At 56.7% G+C, this 24,782-nt stretch carries 30 protein-coding genes and 1 CRISPR repeat array; of the genes, 15 read left to right on the plus strand and 15 right to left on the minus strand.

Translation table 11 applies throughout. From position 1 onward, the window contains the following. Positions 1 to 47: 47 nt before the first annotated feature. Positions 48 to 682: a CRISPR direct-repeat array (repeat unit 30 nt; unit sequence GTTGCAATAAGACTCTGGGAGAATTGAAAC). Positions 683 to 819: 137 nt separating this feature from the next. Genes CL1_RS00005 through CL1_RS10545 form a run of 4 tightly spaced genes read left to right on the plus strand, consistent with a single transcriptional unit; the run spans position 820 to position 2,100 of the window. Further along, positions 820 to 1,167 (plus strand): 6-pyruvoyl trahydropterin synthase family protein, encoded by a 348-nt coding sequence (locus CL1_RS00005; protein ID WP_014787858.1) that lies wholly within the window; start codon positions 820 to 822, stop codon positions 1,165 to 1,167. 44 nt (positions 1,168 to 1,211) lie between these two features. Next, on the plus strand, positions 1,212 to 1,385 hold the full coding sequence (locus CL1_RS10705; RefSeq protein ID WP_187287168.1) for a hypothetical protein: 174 nt from the start codon (positions 1,212 to 1,214) through the stop codon (positions 1,383 to 1,385). After that, on the plus strand, positions 1,382 to 1,858 hold the full coding sequence (locus CL1_RS00010; RefSeq protein WP_014787859.1) for a PIN domain-containing protein: 477 nt from the start codon (positions 1,382 to 1,384) through the stop codon (positions 1,856 to 1,858). Before CL1_RS10705 ends, CL1_RS00010 begins: the two co-directional genes overlap by 4 nt. Before the next feature lie 50 nt (positions 1,859 to 1,908). Continuing rightward, positions 1,909 to 2,100 carry a nucleotidyltransferase family protein gene (locus tag CL1_RS10545; protein ID WP_083830200.1) on the plus strand — a complete coding sequence of 64 codons (192 nt, stop codon included), beginning with the start codon at positions 1,909 to 1,911 and terminating at the stop codon, positions 2,098 to 2,100. On the opposite strand, the gene CL1_RS00015 is transcribed toward CL1_RS10545, so the two are convergent. After that, positions 2,097 to 2,570: a DUF192 domain-containing protein gene (locus CL1_RS00015; RefSeq protein ID WP_048151594.1), complete on the minus strand. Its 474-nt coding sequence runs from the start codon at positions 2,568 to 2,570 to the stop codon at positions 2,097 to 2,099. The genes CL1_RS10545 and CL1_RS00015 overlap by 4 nt on opposite strands. Before the next feature lie 97 nt (positions 2,571 to 2,667). Between CL1_RS00015 and pfdA the strand changes: the two genes are divergently transcribed. Both pfdA and CL1_RS00025 read left to right on the plus strand, forming a co-directional pair. Next, positions 2,668 to 3,093, plus strand: a complete 426-nt coding sequence (gene pfdA / locus CL1_RS00020) for a prefoldin subunit alpha (RefSeq protein ID WP_014787861.1) — start codon at positions 2,668 to 2,670, stop codon at positions 3,091 to 3,093. Positions 3,094 to 3,120: 27 nt separating this feature from the next. Then, positions 3,121 to 3,414: a prefoldin subunit gene (locus CL1_RS00025; RefSeq protein ID WP_014787862.1), complete on the plus strand. Its 294-nt coding sequence runs from the start codon at positions 3,121 to 3,123 to the stop codon at positions 3,412 to 3,414. Here CL1_RS00025 and CL1_RS00030 read toward each other — a convergent pair. The 8 genes from CL1_RS00030 to CL1_RS00065 form a co-directional block, all read right to left on the minus strand. Then, positions 3,395 to 3,955, minus strand: coding sequence for a 2-oxoacid:ferredoxin oxidoreductase subunit gamma (locus CL1_RS00030; protein ID WP_014787863.1), 561 nt, complete (start codon positions 3,953 to 3,955; stop codon positions 3,395 to 3,397). The genes CL1_RS00025 and CL1_RS00030 overlap by 20 nt on opposite strands. Beyond that, positions 3,952 to 4,797 carry a 2-oxoacid:ferredoxin oxidoreductase subunit beta gene (locus tag CL1_RS00035; RefSeq protein WP_014787864.1) on the minus strand — a complete coding sequence of 282 codons (846 nt, stop codon included), beginning with the start codon at positions 4,795 to 4,797 and terminating at the stop codon, positions 3,952 to 3,954. The genes CL1_RS00030 and CL1_RS00035 overlap by 4 nt, the downstream gene beginning before the upstream one ends. Continuing rightward, a complete protein-coding gene (locus CL1_RS00040; protein ID WP_014787865.1) occupies positions 4,798 to 5,946 on the minus strand; it encodes a 2-oxoacid:acceptor oxidoreductase subunit alpha in 1,149 nt (382 codons plus the stop codon). Next, entirely contained in the window at positions 5,943 to 6,455 is a 513-nt protein-coding gene (locus CL1_RS00045) for a 2-oxoacid:ferredoxin oxidoreductase subunit gamma (RefSeq protein WP_014787866.1), read from the minus strand. The genes CL1_RS00040 and CL1_RS00045 overlap by 4 nt, the downstream gene beginning before the upstream one ends. A 3-nt stretch (positions 6,456 to 6,458) precedes the next feature. Beyond that, entirely contained in the window at positions 6,459 to 7,310 is an 852-nt protein-coding gene (locus tag CL1_RS00050; RefSeq protein ID WP_014787867.1) for a 2-oxoacid:ferredoxin oxidoreductase subunit beta, read from the minus strand. Continuing rightward, a complete protein-coding gene (locus CL1_RS00055) occupies positions 7,310 to 8,500 on the minus strand; it encodes a 2-oxoacid:acceptor oxidoreductase subunit alpha (protein ID WP_014787868.1) in 1,191 nt (396 codons plus the stop codon). Before CL1_RS00055 ends, CL1_RS00050 begins: the two co-directional genes overlap by 1 nt. A gap of 2 nt (positions 8,501 to 8,502) precedes the next feature. Beyond that, entirely contained in the window at positions 8,503 to 8,775 is a 273-nt protein-coding gene (locus CL1_RS00060) for a 2-oxoglutarate ferredoxin oxidoreductase subunit delta (RefSeq protein WP_014787869.1), read from the minus strand. A 149-nt stretch (positions 8,776 to 8,924) separates the two neighbouring features. Beyond that, positions 8,925 to 9,899: an archaeosine biosynthesis radical SAM protein RaSEA gene (locus CL1_RS00065; protein ID WP_014787870.1), complete on the minus strand. Its 975-nt coding sequence runs from the start codon at positions 9,897 to 9,899 to the stop codon at positions 8,925 to 8,927. Positions 9,900 to 9,989: 90 nt separating this feature from the next. Between CL1_RS00065 and CL1_RS00070 the strand changes: the two genes are divergently transcribed. The 4 genes from CL1_RS00070 to CL1_RS00085 all read left to right on the plus strand — a co-directional run bounded on the left by CL1_RS00070 (position 9,990) and on the right by CL1_RS00085 (position 12,110). Continuing rightward, positions 9,990 to 10,184, plus strand: a complete 195-nt coding sequence (locus CL1_RS00070) for a hypothetical protein (protein ID WP_048151596.1) — start codon at positions 9,990 to 9,992, stop codon at positions 10,182 to 10,184. Beyond that, a complete protein-coding gene (locus CL1_RS00075; protein WP_014787872.1) occupies positions 10,165 to 10,626 on the plus strand; it encodes a type II toxin-antitoxin system VapC family toxin in 462 nt (153 codons plus the stop codon). Before CL1_RS00070 ends, CL1_RS00075 begins: the two co-directional genes overlap by 20 nt. Before the next feature lie 4 nt (positions 10,627 to 10,630). Continuing rightward, positions 10,631 to 11,404, plus strand: coding sequence for a 5'/3'-nucleotidase SurE (gene surE, locus CL1_RS00080; protein ID WP_014787873.1), 774 nt, complete (start codon positions 10,631 to 10,633; stop codon positions 11,402 to 11,404). A gap of 238 nt (positions 11,405 to 11,642) precedes the next feature. Next, positions 11,643 to 12,110 carry a hypothetical protein gene (locus CL1_RS00085; protein ID WP_014787874.1) on the plus strand — a complete coding sequence of 156 codons (468 nt, stop codon included), beginning with the start codon at positions 11,643 to 11,645 and terminating at the stop codon, positions 12,108 to 12,110. Positions 12,111 to 12,238: 128 nt separating this feature from the next. Here CL1_RS00085 and ftsY read toward each other — a convergent pair whose 3' ends face one another. Next, positions 12,239 to 13,144, minus strand: coding sequence for a signal recognition particle-docking protein FtsY (gene ftsY / locus CL1_RS00090; protein WP_014787875.1), 906 nt, complete (start codon positions 13,142 to 13,144; stop codon positions 12,239 to 12,241). A 137-nt stretch (positions 13,145 to 13,281) separates the two neighbouring features. Next, positions 13,282 to 13,731 carry a hypothetical protein gene (locus CL1_RS00095; protein ID WP_014787876.1) on the minus strand — a complete coding sequence of 150 codons (450 nt, stop codon included), beginning with the start codon at positions 13,729 to 13,731 and terminating at the stop codon, positions 13,282 to 13,284. Positions 13,732 to 13,853: 122 nt separating this feature from the next. Here CL1_RS00095 and CL1_RS00100 point away from each other — a divergent pair, with 122 nt between their 5' ends. From CL1_RS00100 to CL1_RS00115, 4 genes are read left to right on the plus strand one after another with little or no spacing between them, the layout of a single operon-like run. Beyond that, positions 13,854 to 15,083, plus strand: a complete 1,230-nt coding sequence (locus CL1_RS00100) for a BMP family lipoprotein (RefSeq protein ID WP_014787877.1) — start codon at positions 13,854 to 13,856, stop codon at positions 15,081 to 15,083. A 40-nt stretch (positions 15,084 to 15,123) separates the two neighbouring features. Next, a complete protein-coding gene (locus CL1_RS00105) occupies positions 15,124 to 16,662 on the plus strand; it encodes an ABC transporter ATP-binding protein (protein ID WP_014787878.1) in 1,539 nt (512 codons plus the stop codon). Continuing rightward, positions 16,643 to 17,695 (plus strand): ABC transporter permease, encoded by a 1,053-nt coding sequence (locus tag CL1_RS00110; protein ID WP_014787879.1) that lies wholly within the window; start codon positions 16,643 to 16,645, stop codon positions 17,693 to 17,695. Before CL1_RS00105 ends, CL1_RS00110 begins: the two co-directional genes overlap by 20 nt. Then, positions 17,692 to 18,585 (plus strand): ABC transporter permease, encoded by an 894-nt coding sequence (locus tag CL1_RS00115; RefSeq protein WP_014787880.1) that lies wholly within the window; start codon positions 17,692 to 17,694, stop codon positions 18,583 to 18,585. Before CL1_RS00110 ends, CL1_RS00115 begins: the two co-directional genes overlap by 4 nt. A gap of 45 nt (positions 18,586 to 18,630) precedes the next feature. On the opposite strand, the gene CL1_RS00120 is transcribed toward CL1_RS00115, so the two are convergent. Then, complete coding sequence (locus tag CL1_RS00120) at positions 18,631 to 19,626, minus strand: metal ABC transporter solute-binding protein, Zn/Mn family (RefSeq protein ID WP_014787881.1); 996 nt, start codon at positions 19,624 to 19,626, stop codon at positions 18,631 to 18,633. Positions 19,627 to 19,717: 91 nt separating this feature from the next. On the opposite strand from CL1_RS00120, the gene CL1_RS00125 reads away from it, so the two are divergent. Continuing rightward, on the plus strand, positions 19,718 to 21,508 hold the full coding sequence (locus CL1_RS00125) for a DUF4932 domain-containing protein (RefSeq protein WP_014787882.1): 1,791 nt from the start codon (positions 19,718 to 19,720) through the stop codon (positions 21,506 to 21,508). On the opposite strand, the gene CL1_RS00130 is transcribed toward CL1_RS00125, so the two are convergent. From CL1_RS00130 to cysS, 3 genes are all read right to left on the minus strand, one after another. Continuing rightward, positions 21,487 to 21,798 carry a hypothetical protein gene (locus tag CL1_RS00130; protein ID WP_048151599.1) on the minus strand — a complete coding sequence of 104 codons (312 nt, stop codon included), beginning with the start codon at positions 21,796 to 21,798 and terminating at the stop codon, positions 21,487 to 21,489. The two genes, CL1_RS00125 and CL1_RS00130, sit on opposite strands and share 22 nt — an antisense overlap. A gap of 12 nt (positions 21,799 to 21,810) precedes the next feature. Then, a complete protein-coding gene (locus CL1_RS00135; protein ID WP_014787884.1) occupies positions 21,811 to 22,458 on the minus strand; it encodes a phosphoribosyltransferase in 648 nt (215 codons plus the stop codon). A 780-nt stretch (positions 22,459 to 23,238) separates the two neighbouring features. Then, on the minus strand, positions 23,239 to 24,669 hold the full coding sequence (gene cysS, locus CL1_RS00140) for a cysteine--tRNA ligase (protein WP_048151603.1): 1,431 nt from the start codon (positions 24,667 to 24,669) through the stop codon (positions 23,239 to 23,241). Positions 24,670 to 24,782: the final 113 nt, after the last annotated feature.

The raw sequence follows: 24,782 nt of genomic DNA on the forward strand, positions 1-24,782 counted from the left end.
AGAATTGAAACTTGGGGTTTTTGCAGGTGGGGGAAGTGTTGCCCCATGTTGCAATAAGACTCTGGGAGAATTGAAACATTAGTATCACGGGCAGGCTTATCGCCCCTGCTACTAGTTGCAATAAGACTCTGGGAGAATTGAAACTAGAGTATCACTTGCTCCACGCCATTGGCTTTAGCCTCAGTTGCAATAAGACTCTGGGAGAATTGAAACTAAGCATTTTTTGCGTTCGTGTCGTATGTAGTCTTAAGTTGCAATAAGACTCTGGGAGAATTGAAACCTGGCAACAGCATAAAGTACTGCCCACCTGTTACCAAGTTGCAATAAGACTCTGGGAGAATTGAAACGGCTGCCCCCTGGGTACTCTATTACCGCTGCCGTCCTAGTTGCAATAAGACTCTGGGAGAATTGAAACAGTTTAAGAAGGCCGTTTACGACGGAGAGGGCTTTTGTTGCAATAAGACTCTGGGAGAATTGAAACGTTGGCGGCATGAGCGTGGGCGAGGGCATCGTGAACGTTGCAATAAGACTCTGGGAGAATTGAAACATAATCCTTTTGTTTGTATAGTTCACTACTCTTAATGTGTTGCAATAAGACTCTGGGAGAATTGAAAGCTTTCTCTTGCAAAGTCGAGCAAGTCTTTGAGATACTGTTGCAATAAGACTCTGGGAGAAGAGAAAGCCTTCCCCTGCCAACTATTGCGGGCAATGTGCGCTATAATAGGACCGGCTAGAATCAAAGCATTCCCCGCTTAAAGTCAGCCCCTTCGAAGTGCGGAAATCTTTTATCAAACCGCCGGAACTTTTTTTGGTGGTTGCATGAGGGCCAGAATCGTCGAGCGCTTTAAATTTGAAGCGGCTCACGCCGTGGTCATAGATGGAAAGCCCGAGGAGCTTCACGGCCACACCTTCAGGCTCGAGGTCGCGGTTGAGGGGCCGCTAAGGAACGGCTACGTCATGGACTTCCTGGAGCTGAGAAAGCTCGTCGAGGAAATCCTTGAGGAGCTGGACCACCGGAACCTCAACGGCATCTTCGAGAATCCTACAACCGAGAACGTTGCGCTATGGATAGCAGGGGAGGTTGAGAAGCGCCTTTCCAATGGCGTAAGACTAAAACGCATAGTCCTCTGGGAGGGCGACGAGAACGGGGTGGAGTTTGAGTTCTGAGAAACGTTTTTATCCACCTCCTGAGAGCTATTATTGGTGATATCATGTCTGAGGTTACCTCTCAGCGGGCGCTGGAACTGCACTCTCATCTCCTTAAAGAAGCCCTCGAGCTCAGGAAACTCATTGAGAACAAGAAAAAAGACGTCCGACCGGGAATGCTCGGAAAAGGGAACGCCGAGGAGTTTAAGAGATACCGGGTCGAGGTGTACGAGCGGTGATTTTCATAGACTCCAGCGTTTTGTACAACTACCTGGTAGAGACGAGCCTTACCCATTACGCCGTTGAGATCCTCGAAGCAAAGGAAGGAAAGCTGACATCTGATATCGTCGTTGATGAGCTGTTTTACGTCCTCATCAGGAGGCTGGGGGAGAAGGAGTACGGTGCGAGGTCGGTGTGGAGGGTCAAAAAGCTCCTCAAGGATGACGAGGAGTTCAGGAACAGAGCTTCTGATGTTATCTCGGACATCCTGGCGCTTCTGGATGCAAAGGATGTTCTCCTGGTTTCAGACTCAAGGGACTGGCTGACGGTTGCCACCCTCGTTCGCGACTATTCTCTCCTTCCCCACGATGCAAGAATTCTGGCCACTGCCTTAGAGTACAACTGCGATAGTTTAGCCACCCTCGACGAGGACTTCGCGGGCGTGGGAGAAATAATCCGCCTCCTCCCAGGGGATTTCTGGGGAGAGGGTTAAATCCCCTCTGAGCGCAGGAAACCTGCGTAGGGAACAGACCGCTTTGAGGGCTGAGATTAGATAAAGAAACGAGCGACATCGACATTCTGGTCGACTTCTGTGAGGTCCCATCCTTCCTCAGGTTCATAGAGCTTGAGGAGTACCTTGAAGAGCTCCTTGGTGTCAAGGTTGACCTCGTCCTCAAGTCCGCATTGAAACCCGGGATAGCCAGGCACGTGATGCGGGAGGTCGTGTACGTTTAATGCTCCCTTGCCTTCACTTCCCCCACGCTCTCCGTAAAGGCCATCCCGTTGGTGCCCTTGTCGAATGAGAAGCCATCTGGAAGGGACACCTTCACCGGGACGGCCCGCTCCTTCTCCTCGCTCGGGCTCCAGCTTATGAGGTCGCCCTCCTCGACGTCAAGCGCTTTTATAATCCCCACGGGGCCTTCGATTATGTATTTGGCCGGCTTTCTGGGAGCGTAGAGGCGCCACTTCCTGGCGGTCTTGAAATCGACGACGCGCCTCGTCGAATCGAGCCATATCACGTCTATATCGCTCAGCATGAAGAACATGTGGATCGAGGCGTTGGCCTTGGTCTCGGCGGGAAGGATGAAGACAAGGGCATGGTTGACGTGCCTTACCAGCATCAGCCCCCTAAAGCGCTTGAAAAAGCTGTCGGCAAGCTTTACGGGCCCGTGCCACGTCCGCTCTTTGGTCTCGTTGATGAGCATGTTCTTCTCTCGCGTCGGGAGTTAATAACCCTAACGGCGAAAAACTTTTAAATACAAAAAGTAACTAAAATATGAGAACGGGCCGGAGGTGGTGGGCATGGCGAAGGTAAAGAGAACCCCCGAGAGGATACAGGACGAGATAAGGAGCTACCTCGGGGAGATAGAGTACCTCAGGAGCCAGGTCGGGGTCATCGACGCAACCATAAGCAACCTCCGCACCGTCGATGCGACGCTTGCCTACATCAAGGAGAAGGGCGAGGGCAAGGAGATATACATCCCGCTCGGCAGTGGCATAGCCATCAAGGGCAAGATAGAGAAGCCTGACGATGTCATAATGGACGTTGGGGCCGGCATACTGGTCGGGGCGAGCATCGAGGAGGCGAGGGAGAACATCGAGAAGCGCATAAACGCCCTGATGGAGCTGCGCCTTGCCCTGCTCAGGAAGATAGAGGAGGACGGCAGGAAGGTCACGGAGCTCCTCAAGGAGCTTGAGAAGATGAAGCCCGAGGAGAAGAAGGAGTGACCCTTCCTCTTTTTTGGAGGGTGGACGATGGAGCTGGTGAGGGCGTACGAGAAGGAGCGTGAGCTCCAGAGGCTCAGGGAGCTGAGGGCCTCGCTGGAGCTCAAGCTGGCGGAGGTCAATGAGGCGAAGAGGTATCTTAAATCCGGGGACAGGAAACTCTACCGCCTCCTCTCGGGCCTCCTGGTGGAGGTGAGCGGAGAAGAGGCGAGGGAGCACCTTGAGTCAATAGAGATGGCCTACAGGCGGGAGCTGGAGAGGCTGAAAAGGAGAGAAGAGGAGGTACTCGGGGAGCTCAGGGACCTCAGAGCTCGCCCTTCTTAGCCTTCTCCCCGAGCTCGAAGCCCTTGCGGAGCGCCCTTAAGTTTATCTCCTCGGTGCCCTTTGGAACGGCGTCGAGAACGGCCTTCTCTATCGCCTCCCTGCTCACGACCCCTGTCCAGGCGGTTAGGATTCCGAGGGTCAAGATGTTCATCGTGAGGCTCAGCCCGGTCGTTTCCTCGGCTATTTTGGTGAGCGGAAGCGCTATGACGTTGAGCTTCTTCTCGAACTCCAGGTCGCGGTGCGGGACGAGCTCTTCCTCCACAATGATTCTCGCGCCCTCCTTTACCGTGTGGAGGTACTTGTTGTAGGCCTCCTGGGAGAAGAAAACCGCACAGTCCGGCTTGAGGGTCTTGGGGTAGTCTATGGGCTCGTCGCTTATGACGACCTCCGCCTTGCTCGCTCCACCCCTGGACTCAGGGCCGTAAGCCTGGGTCTGCACCGCGTAGAGGTTCTCGTAGACGGCCGCGGCCCTTCCGAGGATAACGCTCGCCAGGATAACTCCCTGGCCGCCGAAGCCGCTGAAGAGTATCTCCTTCCTCATTCCTCCCACCCCATCATCTTCTTGGCGCGCCTCTTGTACGCCTCGTACTCCCTCACGAGACCGGGCCTGTCCCTGTCCACGAACTCGCCGATGACTATCTTGCCCTCAAGCTCCTCCGGCGGCATCTTCTTCGCCTTCGCCAGCGGGACGGTTATCTTCTGGTACCAGCGGAGAAGCTCTGGAGCCGTCTTCATTCTGTTCCTCCTTCCGAAGCTTATCGGGCACGGAGAGAGGAACTCTACCAGCGTGAAGCCCTCCTTGCTCAGGGCCTTCTTTATGCTGTTGATTCCCTGGAGGTAGTTGAAGACGCTCCACCTGGCCACGTAGTTGGCTCCGGCGGATACAGCGAGGTCAGCTATGTCGAAGGGGTTCTCGAACTGGCCGTAGGGAGCGGTCGTTCCGCGCAGGCCCTTAAGGGCGGTCGGCGCGACCTGGCCGCCGGTCATTCCGTAGGTGAAGTTGTTGATGAGTATCACCGTGACGTCGAGGTTTCTCCTTATAGCGTGGATGAAGTGGTTTCCTCCGATAGCTGCCGCGTCACCGTCACCCATGAAGGCTATTATCTTAAGGTTCGGGTTGGCGAGCTTTATGCCAGTCGCAAAGGCCAGAGCCCTGCCGTGGGTCGTGTGGAGGCCGTCGAAGTTGACGAAGCCCGGAACACGGGAGGAACAGCCGATTCCACTGACCCAGACTATCTCGTCCGGGTTGAGGCCGAGGTCGTCTATCGCGCGAAGCGTGTACTGCAGGGCCGAACCTATTCCACAGCCTGGGCAGAATATCGTCGGGAGCATGTCCTTCCTCAGGTACTTGTCTCGAATATCGTAAGCGGACTTCAGGTACATTCAGCCCACCACCCTCTCGACTATCTCCATCGGAGTGTGAACCTCGCCGCCTATCTTGGGTATGAGCTCAACCTCCGCCTTCCCGTTGGCGCCCTCTTTGACGAGGTGGTAGAGCTGTCCGAGGTTCATCTCCGGGACGTATATCTTCCTCACGCGCTCGGCAAGCTCCTCTATCATGTCGAAGTCGAAGGGCCATATCGTGTTGAGCTTCAGCAGGCCCGCCTTGATTCCCTTCTCGCGGAGAATCTTAACCGCCCTCACGCCGGACCGGGAAACGATGCCCGTGCTTATTATCGCTATCTCTGCATCGTCCAGCTCGAAAGTGTTGTAGGTTATGATATCGTGCTTGTTGTTCTCTATCTTTCCGATGATCCTCCTTATGAGCCTCTCGTGGACCTCCGCCTCAACAGTCCTAGGCCTTCCGCGCTCGTCGTGGGTCAAGCCGGTGACGTAGGTCTTGTAACCCTTCCCGAATATGGGCATAGGCGGAACGCCATCGCCGTGGAGGTCACCGAACGGGAACTTCGCCTCCTCCTCATTCGCAGGAAGCTTCCTCTCGACCAGCTCTATCTCCTCCGGTCTTGGGATGTAAACGCGCTCGCGCATGTGGGCTATCTCCGCATCTGTGAGCAGAACGACCGGCGTTCTGTACTTCTCCGCCAGGTTGAAGGCCCTTATCGTTAGGTCAAAGGCCTCCTGAACGGTCGATGGGCTCAGAACGATGAGCGAGTGGTCGCCGTGCGTTCCCCATATGGCCTGCATTATGTCTCCCTGGGCTGCAAGCGTTGGCTGGCCCGTGCTTGGCCCCCCGCGCTGGACATCGACTACAACTATCGGGGTTTCGGTCATTACCGCGTAGCCAATGTTCTCCTGCATCAGCGAGAACCCCGGGCCACTCGTTGCCGTCATCGCCTTCGCCCCTGCCCAGGAGGCGCCTATTATCGCGGCTATGCTCGCTATCTCGTCCTCCATCTGTATGCTCACGCCGTCCACCAGCGGCATGTAGAGGGCCATCGCCTCGAAAATCTCGCTGGCGGGTGTAATCGGGTAGCCTGCGTAGAAGCGGCAACCAGCGAGGATAGCTGCCCTGGCTATGGCCTCGTCGCCCTGAATGAAATCGCTCTTACCGACCGGAAACGGGTATCTCATTTCGATCCCTCCTCATAACCAACCCTGAAGGCCTTGATGTTTATCTCTTCCGTCCCCTTCGGAACGCGCCTCTTAATAGCTTCCTCAACGCTCTCTTTCTTCACGACGCCTGTTTTCGCAACGAGGTAGCCGAGGGCAACCATGTTGACCGTCAGGGCCAGCCCGGTCGTTTCCTCGGCGAGCCTCGTGAAGGGTGCACCTACGTAGTCCCTATCCGGCCTGACGAGATCGGTTTCGATGATCAGGAGACCGTCCTTCCTGAGCGAGTCCTTGACCGTGTCGTAGCCGAGCTGGTGGAGGGCAACCAAGACGTCGGCCCTCGTTACCATGACGTCGTAGATAGGCTCCTTCGAGATTATGACGTCGGCAATTGAGTGGCCGCCGCGCGAGGCCGAGCTGTAGTCCTGGGTCTGGAGGACATTGAGGCCCTCTATCGCAGCAGCTTCACCGAGTATGACGCCGGCGAGCACAACACCCTGGCCTCCTATGCCAGCGAACCTAATCTGCATGCCTCACACCTCCTTGAGCCCGAAGTGCTCCTGCACCTCGTCTATCAGCTTGTTGAGCTCCTCCGTGAACTCGGGCCTCTTTCTGTTCACTAGCTCTCCTATGATGAACTTGCCCTCCAGCTCCTCTTCGCTCATGTTTCTGGCCTTGCTAACCGGAACCGAGTTCTTCAGGAACCAGCGGAGCATCTCGGCTGGCTCTTTCATCTTGTTTCTCCTTCCGAACTGGACGGGGCACTGCGAGATGACTTCGACGAGCGAGAAGCCCTTAACCGTTAGAGCCTTCTTTATGCTCTCAATGAGCTGGTAGACGTGGGCGGTGGTCCATCTGGCGACGTAGCTGGCCCCGGCTGCCGCTATCGTCTCCGAAATCTTCAGCGGGTGCTCTATGTTCCTGTAGGGGGTTGTCGTTGTCTTGGCTCCAAAGGGCGTCGTTGGAGCCACCTGTCCGCCGGTCATTCCGTAGATGAAGTTGTTGACGAGGATTACCGTTATGTCTATGTTCCTCCTCGCTGCATGCAGAAGGTGGTTCCCGCCTATGCTCGCCAGATCGCCGTCGCCGCTTATGACGACGACCTTTTTGTCCGGCAAACCGACCTTGACGCCGGTCGCGAAGGCTATCGCCCTCCCGTGGGTCGTGTGGAGGGTGTCAGCCAAGAAGTAGGGAGAGGCTATCCAGGCGGAGCAGCCTATGCCACTGACGACGACCAGGTCCCTCGGGTCGAGCTTGAGCTGGTCTATCGCGTTTGCAAAGGCGTTGAGAACGGTTCCACCGCCGCAACCGGGACAAAGAGCGGTGGGAAGGGCCTCCTTCCTGAGGTATTTAACCATCGGGTAGCGGGAGTAAATCTCGGGCATCAGGCAACACCCCTTATCTCGCGCAGAATCTCTTCAACTGTTAAGGGCACACCGCCGATCTTGTTGATCCCCTTCAGCAGGACGTCGTCGTTGACGTAGCGCTCGACCTCGAGAATCATCTGGCCGAGGTTCATCTCCGGGACGAGAATTGCCCTGGCGCGCTTTCCGAGTTCCCTCATTCTCTCACCGGGGAACGGGTGGACGGTCTTCGGCACGAAGAGGCCGGCCTTTATCCCTTCCTCCCTCGCCCTGAGAACGGCTCCGAGGGCTGGCCTTGCGGTGACTCCCCAGCTGACGACGAGTATCTCGGCATCGTCCGTGAAGTGCTCCTCGTACCTCTCGTAAACTTCGCGGTTCTTCTCTATCTTCCGGTGGATTCTCCTCACGAGCCTGTCGTGGACCTCCGGCGTGTAGACGTCCCTCAGTCCGTTCTCCTTGTGGGTCGAGCCGGTGACGTGGGTGAAGTAGCCGTGACCGAAGAGGGGCATTGGAGGAACGCCGTCGCCGTGCGGGTCGCCGAAGGGAAGCCTGGCCTCCTCCTCGTTGGCGGGAAGCTTGCGGTAGGTTATCTCCACATCATCAACGTCGGGAATCTTGACGAGCTCGCGCGTGTGAGCTAAAATCCCGTCGAAGAGGACCACAACAGGCGTCCTAAGCCTTTCGGCGATGTTGAAGGCCCTTATCGTTTCCCAGAATGCGTCCTGTCCGCTGGTCGGCGAGAGCGCGACTATCGGGTGGTCGCCGTGGGTTCCCCACCTGGCCTGGAAGAAGTCGCCCTGGGCACCTTTCGTCGCCTGTCCTGTGCTCGGTCCGCTCCTCTGGACATCAACGAGAACGAGCGGCGTCTCCGTCATCACAGCGTAGCCAAGGTTCTCCTGCATTAGGCTAAACCCTGGTCCGGCCGTTGCCGTCATGACCTTGAATCCGGTCCACGAGGCACCTATCATAGCGGCTATGCTCGCTATCTCGTCCTCCATCTGGAGGTAGTAGCCGTGGAGCTTAGGAAGCTCGCGCGCCATCGTCTCCGCTATCTCGCTCGACGGAGTTATTGGGTAGCCTGCGTAGAAGCGACAGCCGGCGAAGAGCGCGCCGTAAGCGACCGCCTCGTTGCCCTGCATGAAGTAGTTGCCGGGCTTGTAGAGCTTTCTAAGGAGCCTGACCTGCTCCGGCTCGTCACCGCGGATTATCATGCTCACCACCTTACCGCGATGGCGAAGTCCGGGCAGAGGAGCTCACAGAGCTTGCACTTGACGCACTTCTCGGCGTGAACCGGAACCGGATAATGCACGCCCTTCTCGCTCAGCTCCTTGCTCCACTCGAAGACCTTCCTCGGGCACATCTCGACGCAGATTCCACAACCCTTGCAGAGAAAAGTGTCCACGTCGATTTCAACAACCCCTTCCGCCTTCCCGGTAACGAGGTAGTTTTCCTTCACGACCACGGTCTTTCCTTCGACATCTGCCATAATCATCACCCGCGATTTGCTAACCCCGTTTACGTTTGTCAAAATTTAAAGGTTTCGTGGGCGTACAGGAACGTACATCAGGGAGTCACGGGGGACGTTATAAACGAGCCGAAAAGAGAACGGTTAAAGGCTCAAAAAACGAAACGGCTTCACCAGGTTATCAGTTGCCAGTCCAAGAGTCCGTTCTCGACGATGTAGCTCCACTTTTCGCGACACTCGGGCTTGAGGTTCTCGATGTAGCTGATGTCCTGCGTCGCGGAGAACTTCTTTATTGCCTTTCCAATGGCCCTATCGTAGTCGGTGAGACAGTTGTGGGGGCCCCTTTTGGAACCGGCCCCAACGGGGTCGCTGAGGATCCTCTTGTTCGGGAAGCGCTTCTTAGCCCAGATAATGACCTCGACCGCACTCCAGAGCCAGGGCGGGCGGTATTCACCTTTTTCCCAGAGCCTCTCGTAGAGGGTTCCCTTCTGAATGTCCGTTATGTTTATCGAGAAGGTGTCCGTGTATGGCTCGGCTTTGATTATGCTCTCCCTGACGTCCTCTATACCGTCTCTCTCGCTCAGGAAGATGGGCTTGAGGAGGAGGTAGGTTTTGACCCTCGCCCCTGCCTCGTGTGTTATCTCCGCCGCCCTAACGAAGTCCTCGAAGGTGTTGCCCTTGTTGATGGAGACGTCTGCTATATCATTGTTGGCCGTTTCGAGGCCGATAGCGACCTCAAAGTGCTTGTCGGGGACTATCTCGGCCAGCTCCTTGACTGCATCGTAGCGAACCAGCTCGCTCCTGCTCTCTATGACTATCTCCTCGACGTTGTCCATCTTCGCCAAGATCTCAAAGATTCTCCTCCTCGTCTCGGGCTTCAGCTCGCCGTTGTCGAGGAATGAACCCGAGGTGAACATTCTCACGGCGAAGGGGCCCTTTTTGCCCTCGATTCTCTTGAGGGCCTCTTTAACGTAGTCCACTATCGCGTCCTGGCTCCACCTAACCTTGGGAGCGGCCGTTGGATATGCGCACATGTAGCAGGCCTGGTTAATCCTGAAGCGGTAGCAGCCGATGGTCGGGAGGATTATGAAGAGCGCCGTTCCCGGCTTTCCAGCGACGTTGTCCTCGCTCGTCCAGTAGGTCATTCTCCCACCTAAGAGCGGGTGGTGAATAGGGTTTTTAAAGGTGAGGGAAGGTTTAAATCGGTCCAGGTTGAGTTCCATCTTGGTGAGAAGATGGAGGAAGTTACGGAAGTCCACGTTGTGATTAAAACTTCTCAGAAAAACGCCGAGAGGCTCAAGATTGAACTGGCGATGCTTCAGGGGAGGTTGAACGTTGAAGAGGCACTTAAACGCGCCAGAGGAGCCATGAAGGGAGCAAAACCCTGGCAGGAGCTGGAGGCGGAAATGTATGATGAGCTTGTTCCTTGACAGCAACGTGTTTGTTGAGTACTTTCGTGGGAACCAAGTGGCGGAGCAACTCGTTGAGAAACTGTTTACGGGGAGATACCCCCTTTTCATAAACGACGTTGTTTACAACGAAGTGCTGTTTATGTACCTTAAACACAAAACTGGCAAGAGCTACTGGGATCTAAAAAAGCACCCGGAGCTGGTTAAAAAGGCAGGTAACGAATTCGTGGACTCCATATTGCCTCTTCTTGCGTTTCCTAAGTTTCTGGACACAACGAACGAAATAATTGTGGAGGCACTTACGATTGTAACAACCCACGGCCTTCTCCCAAGCGACGCTTTAACCCTCGCAACTGCAAAATACTATGGACTCGATGGCATAGTAACCCTCGATTCCGACCTGCTCAAGGTCGCACCACGCGAGGGCCTCTCGGCGATTTCAAGAGCTGAGGACCTGAGGTGATTCCATGAGAATCCTCCTCACCAACGACGACGGCATCTATTCCAACGGTCTGCGCGCGGCGGTGAAGGCCCTGAGCGAGCTCGGCGAGGTCTATGTCGTTGCTCCGCTCTTCCAGAGGAGCGCGAGCGGTCGGGCGATGACCCTCCACAGGCCGATAAGGGCCAAGCGCGTGAACGTCCCCGGCGCGAAGATAGCGTATGGCATAGACGGAACACCGACCGACTGCGTGATTTTTGCCATCGCCCGCTTCGGCGACTTTGATCTGGCGGTCAGCGGGATAAACCTCGGCGAGAACCTCAGCACGGAGATAACCGTCTCCGGAACGGCCTCGGCGGCGATAGAGGCTGCCACCCACGGGATTCCAAGTATAGCCATAAGCCTTGAGGTCGAGTGGAAGAAGACCCTCGGCGAGGGGGAGGGGATTGACTTCTCGGTTTCAGCACACTTCCTGAGGAAAATAGCAACGGCGGTCCTTGAGAAGGGCCTGCCTGAAGGGGTGGACATGCTCAACGTGAACGTCCCTAGCGACGCCAGCGAGGAAACAGGCATAGCGATAACGCGCCTCGCGAGGAAGCGCTATTCTCCGACGATAGAGGAGAGGATAGACCCCAAGGGCAACCCCTACTACTGGATCGTTGGCAGGCTCGTCCAGGAGTTCGAGCCGGGCACGGACGCCTACGCTCTGAAAGTCGAGAGAAAGGTCAGCGTCACGCCCATAAACATCGACATGACTGCGAGGGTTGACTTTGAGAACCTTCAAAGGCTTCTGAGCCTGTGAATTTACGTTCTGATATCACACCGTGTTACACAAAGTGGGGAACAGGACTCAGCTTCGTTTTAAACATCTTCGTTAAACAAAAGGTTTATTTTGGGATTGGAGGATATATCCAATGGTGTTCCCCCTGAAGAAGTGGTGGTTCATGATGGACGGGACATGCGCGAACACTATCTTGCATGGGGCAACTGGGGCTCCGGGACTCACCTTGTCAGGATAGTCCCAAAGAGGAGGTGAGCCAGTGAAACTTAGAGAATTCCTTCTTCACATTTTTGTCCTTGCCTCAGCAACGGCGTGGGAGCTTTTCCTCGCATACAACGCACCCCGGCTGGACGACTACTACATCAAAGGCGGAATGATTCATCTGAGCAGTGGAGTCATCAAATGCTGGAGGGAGTACTCACCATCATTAACTTTTGTCATTCTCGTTCTCCTCCCCGCTCTCGTCTTGCTCGTCATGTATCTCCTCTTCAAGAAAGCCACCCTGAAGAAATCGGGTCTCGCGATTGGAGTGCCCGTTCTGCTGGTGGTTCTCGTCTCTCTCATAAACCCCGATAGTTCTCTCTTGATCCTGCCCGTCATCTCCGTCGGCGTTGGTGCTGTGCTCGGGGAAGAAAAAGGAGAGAAGGCGTTGCTCGCTATCGAGGGCCTTTTGCCGGGTTTTGTTGTGATTACGATAATACTCAGCGGGCTTGCGGTCAGCTGCTGATGGAGGGGAGAGGGTTTTGAAAATACGGGTGAGGAGAACGGATAAAGCCCTCTGGGCGGTCCCAGCCGTCCCGAGCTTCATCGCCGTCTCGATTGTGGTGCACATGGGTCTAGCAGTGAGTATATGATTCACCCCTCCCCAAAAATCCTCTCCACGAACCACTTCTCGTCGAAGGGCTTTAAGTCGTCGTAGCCCTGGCCGACGCCGACGAAGAGTATCGGCGCCCCAATCGCGTGGCTTATGCTCAGCGCCGCACCGCCCCTCGCGTCCGCATCGAGCTTGGTGAGGATCACCCCGTCTATCTTAACGGCTTCGTTGAACTGCTTGGCCTGCTCCACCACCGCGTTGCCCGCCAAACTGTCGCCCACGAAGATGACAAGGTCTGGTTTGGTAACGCGGACTATCTTCTTCATCTCGTCCATGAGGTTCCTGTTCAGCTCGTTCCTCCCGGCGGTGTCTATGAGGACGACATCAACACCCCTGGCCTTCGCGTGCTGGATCGCGTCGTAGGCCACCGCCGCCGGGTCGGCGCCGTAGGAGTGCTTTATGACCTTCACCCCAACGCGCTTCGCGTGCTCCTCGACCTGCTCTATTGCCCCTGCTCTGAATGTATCGCTCGCCGCTATGACAACGCTCAGACCGTTCTTCTTGAGCCAGTGGGCGAGCTTGGCTATGGTTGTTGTTTTCCCGCTCCCGTTGAAGCCGACGAAGGCTATGACGAAGGGCTTCTCCTCCTTGGAGCGTATCATCTCCAGGAGGTCAATCCTTTTCTCGGGCGTGAGAACCTCCAGGACGGCCTCGCGGACGGCCTCCTCAACTATGGCCTTCTTGTTGGTTCCTATCTTGACCTTCTGGCCAACGAGCTTTTCCTTTATTCTCTCCTTCAGCTCCTCGACGGTCTCAAGTGCAACGTCCGCCTCGAGGAGCTCTATCTCCAGGTCCCAGAGGGCGTTCTCGACGTCCTTCTCGCTTATCTCGGTCTGGGAAACCTTCTCCACGAATGAGCCTAACTTCTCTTTCAGCTTTCCGAACATTGCTCCCACCGGGAGAGGAGAGGGGGAGGCGGTATATAAAGCCCTCGGCGATAGCTGGTGTCATCACCGCTCAGACCCGAAGCCACTCGTCATCGGGCGCTCCACTGTTCATGCCATATCTCTTAATAAACCGCGCGCTAGTACCTCCTCACGTAGGTCTTGCTCTCCACCACCCTGCCGTTTTCGAGCCTCATCACATCGACCCTCTCGAAGCCCACCGTTTCGCGCTTGTAGGCGATGAGGTAGTCGATGTGGTTCCGGATTTCATAGCGCGTTATCGAGTCCTTCACGTACTTGTGCTCGTAGAGGAGCACCAGCTTGTCCCGGTGCTTCGCCAGCCACTCATTGAGCCTCTCGCGCTCCGCCTTGGGCCGCGATAGAGGGTCCACCATGAGGTAGACGTCGAAGTCGTCGCTCTCGAAGGGGCTGCCTATGTAAGCATCACCCCCCACCTGGAACGGAAGATACTCTGCCAGCACGCGCCTTCCTGACTTGCTCCAGGCATTGATGTATATCCTCGCAAGTCTCTTCCCGTCTCCAGTTATTAAAACGGCTCCCGAGTCCAGTTCGGCTATTCTCTTCAGCATTGTCATCACAAAAAACTTTTACTCAATGGTTAAAATTCTTTCTCGAATTTTCGGTTTTTACGTGACCGCAAACTATATATTCCGTACGGAGTTATACCTTTGAAAACTCGCGGGGTGTTACCATGAAAAGGTGGTTGAGTCTGTTTTTAATCGGCCTTCTGGCCATAAGCGTCGTGGCCAGCGGCTGCATTTCCCCCGGTGGAGAGGAATCCACCAAGGGCGCCATCGCCATCGTCTATGACGTCGGTGGCAGGGGTGACCTGAGCTTCAACGACATGGCCTATCTCGGTGCCAAGAGGGCGGCCGAGGAGTTCAACCTTGACCTGGTTGAGATGCAGAGCAACAGCGAGGACGACTACGTGAAGAACCTCGAGACCCTCGCCGCCCAGAAGAAGTACCTCGTCATAATCGCGGTCGGCTTCATGATGACCGACGCTGTCAAGCAGGTCGCCGACGAGTACCCCGACCAGAAGTTTGCAATCATCGACGGCTACATTCCCGACAAGGACAACGTTATGAGCATTCTCTTTAAGGAGAACGAGGGTTCCGCCCTCGTCGGTGCTCTCGCTGGTCTCATAGCGGCCAACGACGGCAAGGACAAGGTGGGAATCGTTCTCGGAATGGAGATACCGGTTCTCTACAAGTTCGAGGCTGGCTACCGCTTCGGCGTTAAGTGGGCCGAGGACTACTACAAGCAGAAGGAGGGCAAGGACGTTGCCATAGACGTCCTTTACCAGTACACCGGAACCTTCAACGACGCCGCCAAGGGTAAAGCCGCCGCCAGGGCCCAGCTCGCCCAGGGTGCCTGGGTCATCTACCAGGTGGCTGGAGGCACCGGCCTCGGCGTCTTCGATGCGGTTGCGGAGGTCCTCGACTCGCAGGGCAAGAAGATGGGACCGCCCTTCGCGATAGGCGTTGACTCCGCCCAGGACTGGATAAAGCCGGGAGTCATAATAGCCAGCATGATGAAGCGCGTTGACGTCGGTGTCTACACCGCCGTCAAGGACGCCGTCGAGGGCAACTTCAAGGGTGGCATAGTCGAGCTTGGCCTCAAGGAGGGCGGCGTTGGGATAAGCACCGTCGATGACGTCATGGCGATGTTCGACTCCCTGCCTGAGGACACCCAGCAGCAGAAGCTCAAGGATCTCGGCTTCAACAGCAGGGACGAGCTCAAGCAGTACCTCGAGCAGACCAGGGCCCAGGTTCCCGACTGGGTATGGGACGCCGTCAAGGAGCTCCAGGACAAGATAGTCGCCGGCGTCATTAAAGTGCCCGCCCCGATGGACCAGGAGGGCATCCAGAAGGTCAGAGAAGCCAAGACCTGGCAGGAAATGATGGAGCTAGCCAGCTGAGTTTTCCCCTTTCTTTTCTCACCTTTAGGGAGGTGCGGCAATGGAACGGACACCGATAATCGAGATGAAGGGAATCGTCAAGGTATATCCCGACGGCACGAAGGCCCTCAAGGGGGTTGATTTGACCGTTTACAAGGGCGAGATTCTGGGTCTCCTCGGCGAGAACGGTGCCGGAAAGACCACCCTTATGAAGATCCTCTTTGGAATGCTCCACCCCACCTCTGGTAAAATCCTTATCAACGGCGAGGAGGTTCGCTTCAGAAGCCCCTCCGATGCCATCGCCCACGGCATTGGTATGGTTCACCAGCACTTCACGCTCGTTGAGGTTTTCGACGCGCTTCATAACATAATCCTCGGAATGGAGGGTCACGGACTGTTTTCCAAGATAGATGTGGATAAGGCCCGGCAGAAGCTCCAGCGCCTGATGGACGACCTTAACTTCCAGGTCCCCCTCGACGTCCCCGTTGAGGACCTTCCCGTTGGAGTCCAGCAGAGGATAGAGATACTCAAGATGCTTTACCGCGACGTCGATGTCCTTATCCTGGACGAGCCCACCGCTGTTCTCACCCCGATAGAGGTCGAGGAGCTCTTCAGGGTTCTGAGACAGCTCAAGGAGGAGGGCAAGACGATAATCTTCATCAGCCACAAGCTCAACGAGGTCATCGAGCTGACGGATCGCGTTACCGTCATAAGAAAGGGCGAGGTCATAGGTACCGTTGAAACCAAAGATGCAACCCCCCAGCTCCTGGCCAAGATGATGGTCGGAAGAGACGTGGTTCTCAGGATAGAGAAGCCCCCCAAAGAACCGGGAGAGCCGATACTCCGCGTTGAGAACCTTAGGGTCAAGGGCGACAGGGGAGAAGAGGCAGTCAAGGGGCTGTCCTTTGAGGTTCGCGCGGGGGAGATATTCGGCATAGCCGGTGTTGAGGGCAACGGGCAGACGGAGCTCATCGAGGCCATCTCCGGACTCAGAAAGGTCGAGGGAGGGAAGGTCTATCTCCAGGGCAATGACGTCACGGGCAAGGGTCCGAAGGAGCTTTACGACCTTGGAATGGCCCACATACCCGAGGACAGGACGCACATGGGCCTTATCCTCGACATGACCGTCACGGAGAACTCGGTTCTGGGGCTCCACTGGAGGAAGAAGTTCCAGCGCTTCAGGGGAGTTATCCACTGGGGCAAGGTCAGGGAACACGCGAGGGCGCTGATAGAGCAGTTCGACATCTCGGCCCCCGGGACGGAGGCGCCGGTGAAGAGCCTGAGCGGTGGAAACCAGCAGAAGCTGATCGTCGCGAGGGAGGTCAGCAAGGAACCGGTGTTTATCATCGCCGCTCAGCCCACTAGGGGAGTAGATGTCGCATCGACCGAGTACATAAGGAACTATCTAATCAGGCTGAGGAACGAGGGCAAGGCCGTTCTGCTCGTCTCAGCTGACCTTGATGAGATCCTCCAGCTCAGCGACAGAATGGGGATCATCTACGAAGGTGAGTTCATGGGAATCGTGAAGCCCGAAGAGGTTACCACTGAGGAGATAGGAATGATGATGGGAGGTATCCGCTATGAGGAAATCAGGAAGTGAGCTCATCGGGTCGATAAACCTCCGTCCCTTCGTCGAAAGCCTCATAGCGATATTCGTCGGCTTCCTCATCGGAGGAATCGTCCTCCTAGCCTTCGGCTACAACCCCTTCGAGGCCTACTACTGGCTCTTCCAGGGTGCTCTCGGCTCGACGAGGGGCATAGCCTCCACCCTTAAGTACGCCACGCCCATAATGCTCACCGCGCTGACCTTTGCCATAGGCACCAGGACGGGAATATTCAACATCGGTGCTGAGGGCTCCTTCTACTTCGGCGCAATAGCCGCGGTGATATTCACCAACATCTGGCCCAACATGTGGTTCGGGCTGGCAATGGGAATGCTTCTCGGAGCGCTCTGGGCACTTCCTGCAGCGGTTCTCAAGGTCTACCGCGGAGTTCACGAGGTCATATCCACGATAATGCTCAACTGGATCGGCTGGTTCTTCGTGCTCTGGCTCATAGTCGGACCCTACGCTAACCCCAATGACCCCAACAAGACGATAAGGATTCCAGTCGAGGCCAGAATGCCTGAAATAGGCTACGGCCTTTCAATAGCTATAATCTTCGCGGTCCTAGCCTCTGTGCTGACGTACTTCCTGCTCTGGCACACCACAACGGGCTTTGGAATGCGCGCCAGCGGAATGAACGAGAGAGCAGCGCGTTATGCCGGAATGAACCCCAAGAGAGCTGTCATGTGGTCCTTCCTCATCGGCGGTCTGCTCAGTGGACTCGGCGGCGCGATGAAGATAATGGGCGAGGGACCGACCTACGCCATAAGTCAGGGAGGAGCGAACATCTACGGCTTCGGCTTTGACGGAATAGGCGTTTCTCTCGTCGGCAGGAACCACCCGCTTGGCATAATCCTCGCGGCGCTGTTCTTCGGAATGCTCCGCGCGGGAACGGCACTGATGCAGGCCGAGGCCCAGGTTCCGCTCGAGATAATCAAGGTCATACAGGGAATAATCGTCATAACCGTCGCCGTGCCGAGCCTTTATGATCTCGTTAAGAAGGCCTTCCACAGGGGGGCTGCCCAATGAGCGCAGGTGATGTCCTCACCATACTGTTCACCTCCCTGATGGCCATGGTGCCGATAGTGCTCACGAGCGTTGGCGCCGCATGGAGCGAAAGGGCTGGAGTGGTCAGCATAGGCTACGAGGGCGTCTTGCTCATAAGCGCGTTCTTTGGGGCCATCTTTGCCGAGCTAGCCGGAAGCGCGGTGGTCGGTCTCATCGGCGGCGTCATAGTGGGAATCCTCCTCGGAATGCTCCACGGAGCACTCACGGTTTACCTCAAGGGCGACCACGTCATACCGGGCATAGGCATCAACCTCCTCTCGCTTGGTATAGTCCCCTTCGGAATCCTCGCCTACTGGGGAACCGCCGGTCAGCACCAGCTCCCAGAGGACGCCACGATGTGGCACCTGGCGACCCCCTATGGGGAGCTCAGCCCGATGGTCCTGGTGACCATAATAATAGCCGTGGTGACCTGGTGGGTGCTTTTCAAGACCCCCCTCGGACTGCGTGTCAGGGCGGTGGGTGAGAACCCGGAGGCAGCGGACGCTCTCGGAATAAACGTCGAAAGGTACCGCTTCTGGTCCACGGTCTATGGACACGCTTTGGCTGGCCTCGGCGGGGCCTTTATGAGCGTGGACTGGCTCGGGCTGGTGCACAAGACGATGTCGGGCGGCAGAGGTTTCATAGCCCTCGCCAACATGGTCTTCAGCGGCTGGAACCCCCTCATCTCGCTCATCGGTGGCTGGCTCTTTGGGTTCTTCGAGGCGCTGGCGGCTTGGCTGGCACCGAAGCACATAATCCCAGGGCAGTTTATCCTGATGCTGCCCTACATAATGACCCTCATCATAGTGGCGGGGATTATAGGCAGGGCCAGGCCGCCGAAGTGGGACGGAAGGCCCTACAAGCGCGAGTGATTATTCCATTTTTCATTTTTCCGGCCAGGAAAACAAAAAATGAAGTCACTTCTTCAGAACCACCCCCAGGGCCGTCCCGAGGACGAGCCCCACCACGAGGGAGACCAGCACGTATCGCCCAACGTCCTCCCTCTGGACGGGCCCCGTTTCGGGCTTTTCTCCGCCCAGCGCCTTAAGAACAGCTGCGCTGTTCTCAACCAGCACTTCCGTGTAGGGCCTGTCGCTCCAGAAGACCGTTATCTCTGCCAGTGGCTTTCCGCTCTTTGCCGCCAGCTCCCTCGCCGCGTCCTTCATCTGGTCCGGGCTGTCCCTGGCGTAGACTATGAGATCCGCTCCCTCGGCCGCTGGCACGAGGTCGTCCACACCTATCGCCGGAACCTCCTCCTCGGGCTTTATGGCGGCGGTTGCCTTTATTCCAAGCCACTCGATGGCGTACTGGTCAGGGGGCATCTGAATGACCGCGGTTTTGTTGCCCTCAACCAGCGCCCTGTAGGCTTCCACTATCGCCCTAACCCTGCTCTCGAAGTCCCGGTACCTTGCCCTGTAAAGCTCGGCTCCGGAGGGGTTAGCCTTCTCGAGCGCCTTCTCGGTTGCCCGCGCTATGGCCAGCGCGTTGGTGGGGTCAAGCCAGACCCCGTGGGGATTGTCTTTGTTGTTGTACCAGTACTCGGGGAGATAGCGGAAGCCCTCGCGCCTGTAGTCGTCGAGGAAAAGCGCCTCCCCGGTTATTGTTCCCTCATCAATCAGTTCGGCTATCTTCTTCTCCACGGGCAGGTGGCCGCCGGTCGTCACTATAACACTGGCCTTTCCGAGGAGCTCTATCTGGCCCGCGGTCAGCTGGTACTCGTGCGGATCCGCCCCGGGAGGAATGAGGTAGACGACCTCAACGGAGTCTCCGAAGGCGTCCCCGACTATCGCGGCGAGGGGGGCTATGCTCGTCACCACCAGGGGGCTTTCGGGTGATGCCCGGGACAGGGGGACGAGCGCGCCCACCAACATCATCGCGGTGAGAATAACCACTGCAATCCTTCCCGCCCTCATTTTCGGTCACCCGAATCCGGTTCGCTCACGTGCTTTAAAAGCTGTCGGAAGCTTTAAATACCCGTCGTCCAAAATACCACCGGGTGTCGTGATGAAGCGACTGTGGGCTTTAATAATCCTTGCACTCCTCATTGCAACCACCGCGCCGCAGGCAGCCGGCTACAACGTGACCGGAAAGGTGAGCGTTGAGATAAGCCCCAACTCGGAGCTGCTGAGCGTCGTTTACTACCTCGCCTTTGGCCGGGGCGACCCCTTCGTCATAGACCGCGGGGGCTACCTCGATGAGGTTGATCGTTACTTCGCCCCCTACAGGAACCACCGCGCGGTTCAGATGCTGCGGGAGCACCTTGAAAACACCTCTTCCATCTCGGAGAGGGATCTTAGGCTGTTCTACACCGAATACTACCTCCTTCTCTGCACGGAACCGCCCGAGCTCCAGCCCTGGGGAAACATCGACGACCCCTGGACGCTCGACTTCATCGAGGCCCTGAGGGACTTCGCCAGGGAGAGCGACTTCATGACCTTTTACAGAACCCACCAGGATTACTACTGGGAAGACCTCGGGATATACACGAACGCGCTCTCGCTCCTGCCACCGGACGAGTTCATGGGCCGCTACACCGACGTTTCCAACGTTCGTTTCGAGTTCCTGCACCCGTTCCTGGTGGCGATACACGGCCACAGCTTCAATCCCCTCAGGGACGGCGTCCAGATATACGGGGCCGGGGGAATGGTGCCGCTCGTGAGACGCGACCCCCAGAGGACTGCCTGGAGCTACAAGACGGCGAGGGACACGATGTTCGGCCTGCCCCTCAACAGGGACTACGTGAACAACACGGGCCTTGACGAGCTTATCTACCTGGGCTTCGTCTACCACGAGCTTGGCCACGACATTACCCTGCCGGGTCTCTACGCCAGCTACGGCGACACCTACTCGCTGGCCTACCTGGAGGACACCATAGAGGAGGACATGCCCTACCTCGCGCGCTACGACATTCACTTCTGGGACAGGACTGGAATGATATACGAGGGCTTCGCCGACGGCTGGCTGGACTTCGCGCTCTCCAACGTGGACCCTGACTACGCGGCTTTAGCAGTGTGGCTCCAGAGGGCCTGGGGCGAGTTCTGGATAGACGAGGTGCTTCAGCTTTACAGGAAGTACACGGCAATGAGCGTCCAGAACTCCGTCCCTCTGGGGGAGTACGTGGACGAGATGCTCGTGGACCTGAGAACCATGATTCCTCCAGATAAGGCGTGGGAGCTTTACAGCGAGCGCGTCCCGGTTACACCGCTGAGGGCCTTCGACAGGGGCGCGGTTGAGGGAGAGGTCATAGTCGTTTACGGAACCCAGAATCCGGATCCCTCTGGAGTGGAGAGGGACAGGGAGACGGCCGAGGCCATAGCCGAGAACCTCAGGGTCTTTTACTCCCAGTGGGACGGGACGGTGGAGGTTTCGATCAAGGCTGACGTGAACGTCACCGGCGATGACCTGGGATCGAACCTGGTGCTGGTCGGAGGGCCTTACTCAAACTCGCTCGTCGATGAGCTGGACGAGCGCTTCCCGCTGCGCTTCGTCCCTGTCGGGAGCGACCGCTGGGTGCTGGAGAAGAGCCCTGACTGGGAGGTCCACTCCTACGTCCTGACTGGGGACGAGGAAGACCCCGTTATCACGGGGGATCTCGGCAGCATCACGGGAACCGCCGTGATAATGGCCGTGAGGAACCCCTACAACCGGGCGAACTACATCGTCTGGGTGGCAGGGGAGAACAGGAACCTGACAGCGCTTTTCCAGAACCCGACGTACTACCTGAGCAGCTACGAAATATGGAGTGAAAAGGGAATAGAGATGGGATTCTACGTTCAGTCTCCCTGTGCTTCCTGAGGTTCTTCCCTTTCTTCCGAGTCGCTCCTTATGTGGGGCTTGCCGATAGCTATTGTGAAGCCCTTGAAGGAATCGTCCTTCCTGTTGAACTCTATCGCCAGGGGGAGGCCGTTGTCCTCGTTGAATACTATCCTTACGATCCTTGCCCTTGAGTGGTCGTTCAGGTAGTTCTCCTTCAGGCTCTCGTAGTTGTCTATGACCTCGTCGATGCTCTCGCTGTGCATCTCGTAGATCTCCCTTGCGTAGACGCTGTGGTTCTTGATCTCCCGAACCTTCTTCTCCCGGTCCAAGGTACCACTTCCTCAGGCTTTGCGCCACTTGCCTTCCCTGAACTTAAAAACCTTCCTGCGCTCCGCCATGCGGAGGGCTTCCTCCAGCCTGCCCTTAGGCACCTCCATGCCGTGAAGCTCCCTGAACAGTTCGATGATTTCATCAGTGGTCAAAGCTTCCTTCTCCTCAAGGAGGTTGCCAACGAGGTTGATCATGTCCTCGACGAAGTTCCACGGGAAGACTATCCACGCCCAGTCGATCTCCTCGCCGTAGTAGTCCGGCTTGAAGCGGGAGCCCTTGATCGTGAGGAGCGTGGCGACCCTTATCTCAGCGGGCCCCTTGCCCTCGATGTAGTTCTTGGCGAGCGTCAGGCTCTCGCCCGTGTCACTGATGTCGTCGACGATGAGGACCTTCTTGCCGCTAAGGTCGTAGCTGGTGCCGTACCTGAGCTTTGCCTTGCCGTCAGGGGTAGCCGTGACCCCCCAGTGCTCGACCTTGAGGCTAACCAGGTCCTTGACGCCGAGGTAGTCGCAGTAGAGCCTCGCCGGAACCCAGCCGCCGCGGGCGAGGCCGACTATGACGTCTGGCCTCCAGCCGTCCTCTAGAACCTTCCATGCACCTTCCTTGGCCCATCTTTCTATGTCCTCCCAAGAAGCGAGATACGCCGGAAACTTCTTCATTTGGATTTCCCTTAACGGAGCAGGGGGAAGGTTATATTTAAGCGTTGCGGCAGGAACTTTGACGTAAAAGTGGCAAAAGGCGGGGCGATTGGCCCGTCTTAATTAGCCCGTCCCGCCAGCATCACGCTCGGACACCCGCGCTAGGGATAGGGGGCGCTGTCGTCCCGGATATCCCGGAAATCTACTCTCCGAAGCCCTGGGAAATTGGTTTCGAAGGTTTTGAAATCGTTACGTTATGTTACAGTTTGGCTGAAATTCTATAACGGATTTTCCCCAGAGATCTGGAGGAGCAGGGAGACGGCAGAAAGCTGACGCTGCCTTGTGGCGATTGTTTCTTTCCAGATTTAATCGGTTTTCTTGGTTTTTTGGCTCTTTTAGCCCTTTTAACAGCCACGGAAATTGGGTGTGTGTTTTTGTGCATTGGGAAAATTGGGCTGTTAAAGGCGAGTTTGGGGGTTAAGCTCTCGTACCGGTCCGTGGATTCGGGCTTTCTATCGGCCGGTTTCGGTTAGGTTTCCGGAAAGGCCTAAATATTCGAGACTGCATAGGGCTTTACCAGGCGAACGGGCGGAATCCCCGCCCTGTTGCAATAAGACCCTGGGAGAATCGGAACGCGGCTCTTTAGCCGTATACGCAAAAATCGTTACGCGTTGCAATAAGACCCTGGGAGAATCGGAACAGAATATTTTCTGGGATTAATACGCTCTCGAAAGTGTGGTGACCGGTCGTGGCTCAAAAAACCGGGGGAGTAAACTAAGCCCGGCCAAAGAGGGAAAGAGATCAAACCCGGATCCTCTTCCAGACAGTCCCCTGTGGTGTGTCCTCGAGTTGGATTCCAAGGTTCCTGAGTTCGTCCCTGATTCTGTCCGCCAGGGCGAAGTTCCTCTCCTTCCTCAGCTGGGCACGGACATCTATGAGGAGCCTTATCAGCTCTTCCTCCTCGCCCGCCCTCTGCTCCCTGAAGTAGTCCTCGAAGATGCCGAAGACCTCGCTAACGATTCTGAAGAACTCCCATGCCTTCCTCAGCACGCTCTCCTTCGGGGTCTCGACCTCTGTGAGGTAGCGGTTCACCGCGTTGCTCGCCTCGAAGACGGCCTTTAAAGCTTCGGCCGTGTTGAAATCGTCGTCCATCGCCTCGTAGAACTTCCTCCCCGCGTCCCTTATGGCCTCGTAGGCCTCGAACTCCAGCTTTTCCCAGCGGAAGGAAATCTCTGCCCTCTCCATCGCCACGCGAATGTTCTCGAGGGTGTTGTAGAGCCTCTCGAGGTTGTTCTTCGCGTGCTCCATGCCCTCCTCCGTGTAGTCGAGGGGTGAGCGGTAGTGCCTCTGGAGAATGAAAAGCCTTATCACCTCGGGGTCGTAGCGCTCGAGCATTTCTCTAATAGTCACGAAGTTACCGAGGCTCTTGCTCATCTTCTCGCCGTTCACCATCAGGAATCCCGTGTGGAGCCAGTAGCGAACCCACTCGTGGCCGGTGCAGGCCTCGCTCTGGGCTATCTCGTTCTCGTGGTGCGGGAAGATGAGGTCGTTGCCGCCGCCGTGAATGTCGAAGCTCTCGCCGAGGTACTTGGTGCTCATCGTGGAGCACTCTATGTGCCAGCCCGGCCTCCCCTCGCCCCACGGTGAGGACCACTTCGGCTCGCCCGGTTTAGCCTTCTTCCAGAGGGCAAAGTCCTCGGGGTTCCTCTTGCCCTCCCCGGGTTCGACGCGTGCGCCCTTCACGAGATCCTCCAGCTTTATCTTGCTCAGCTTGCCGTAGTCCTTGAACTTCCTGACCTCGAAGTAAACGCCGTCAGAGCCTTCGTAGGCGTAGCCCTTCTCCTGGAGCTTCCTGACGAACTCTATGATGTCCTCCATGTGCTCGGTGACGCGCGGGTATATGTCGGCCGGCTTGACCTTTAAAGCCCTCATGTCCTCGAGGAAGTAGCGCAGGAACCTCTCGGCCAGCTCCTTCGGGTCCTCGCCGGTCTCATTCGCGCGCTTGATGATCTTGTCGTCTATGTCCGTGAAGTTCATCACCATGAGAACGGTGTAGCCCCTGTGCTCGAGATAGCGCCTGATGACGTCGAAGGCGACGTAGGTCCTCGCGTGGCCGAGGTGGGTGTAATCGTAAACCGTAGGCCCGCAGACGTACATCCTGACCTCGCCCTCGCGGAGCGGCCTGAACTCCTCCTTCTGCCTCGTGAGGGTGTTGTACACTCTTATGGCCATCTTCTCACCACCGGAGGAACTTTGGAGGGTTCTTTTATTAGGTTATCGCCCTCCCTTTGGCCAGGTTTGCGTGGCTTGGAGGGTTCCCCCAGCCAGCAAAAGCTTAAAAAGCA

This window comes from Thermococcus cleftensis (assembly GCF_000265525.1).
In the GTDB taxonomy this organism is placed as follows: Archaea; Methanobacteriota_B; Thermococci; order Thermococcales; family Thermococcaceae; genus Thermococcus; species Thermococcus cleftensis.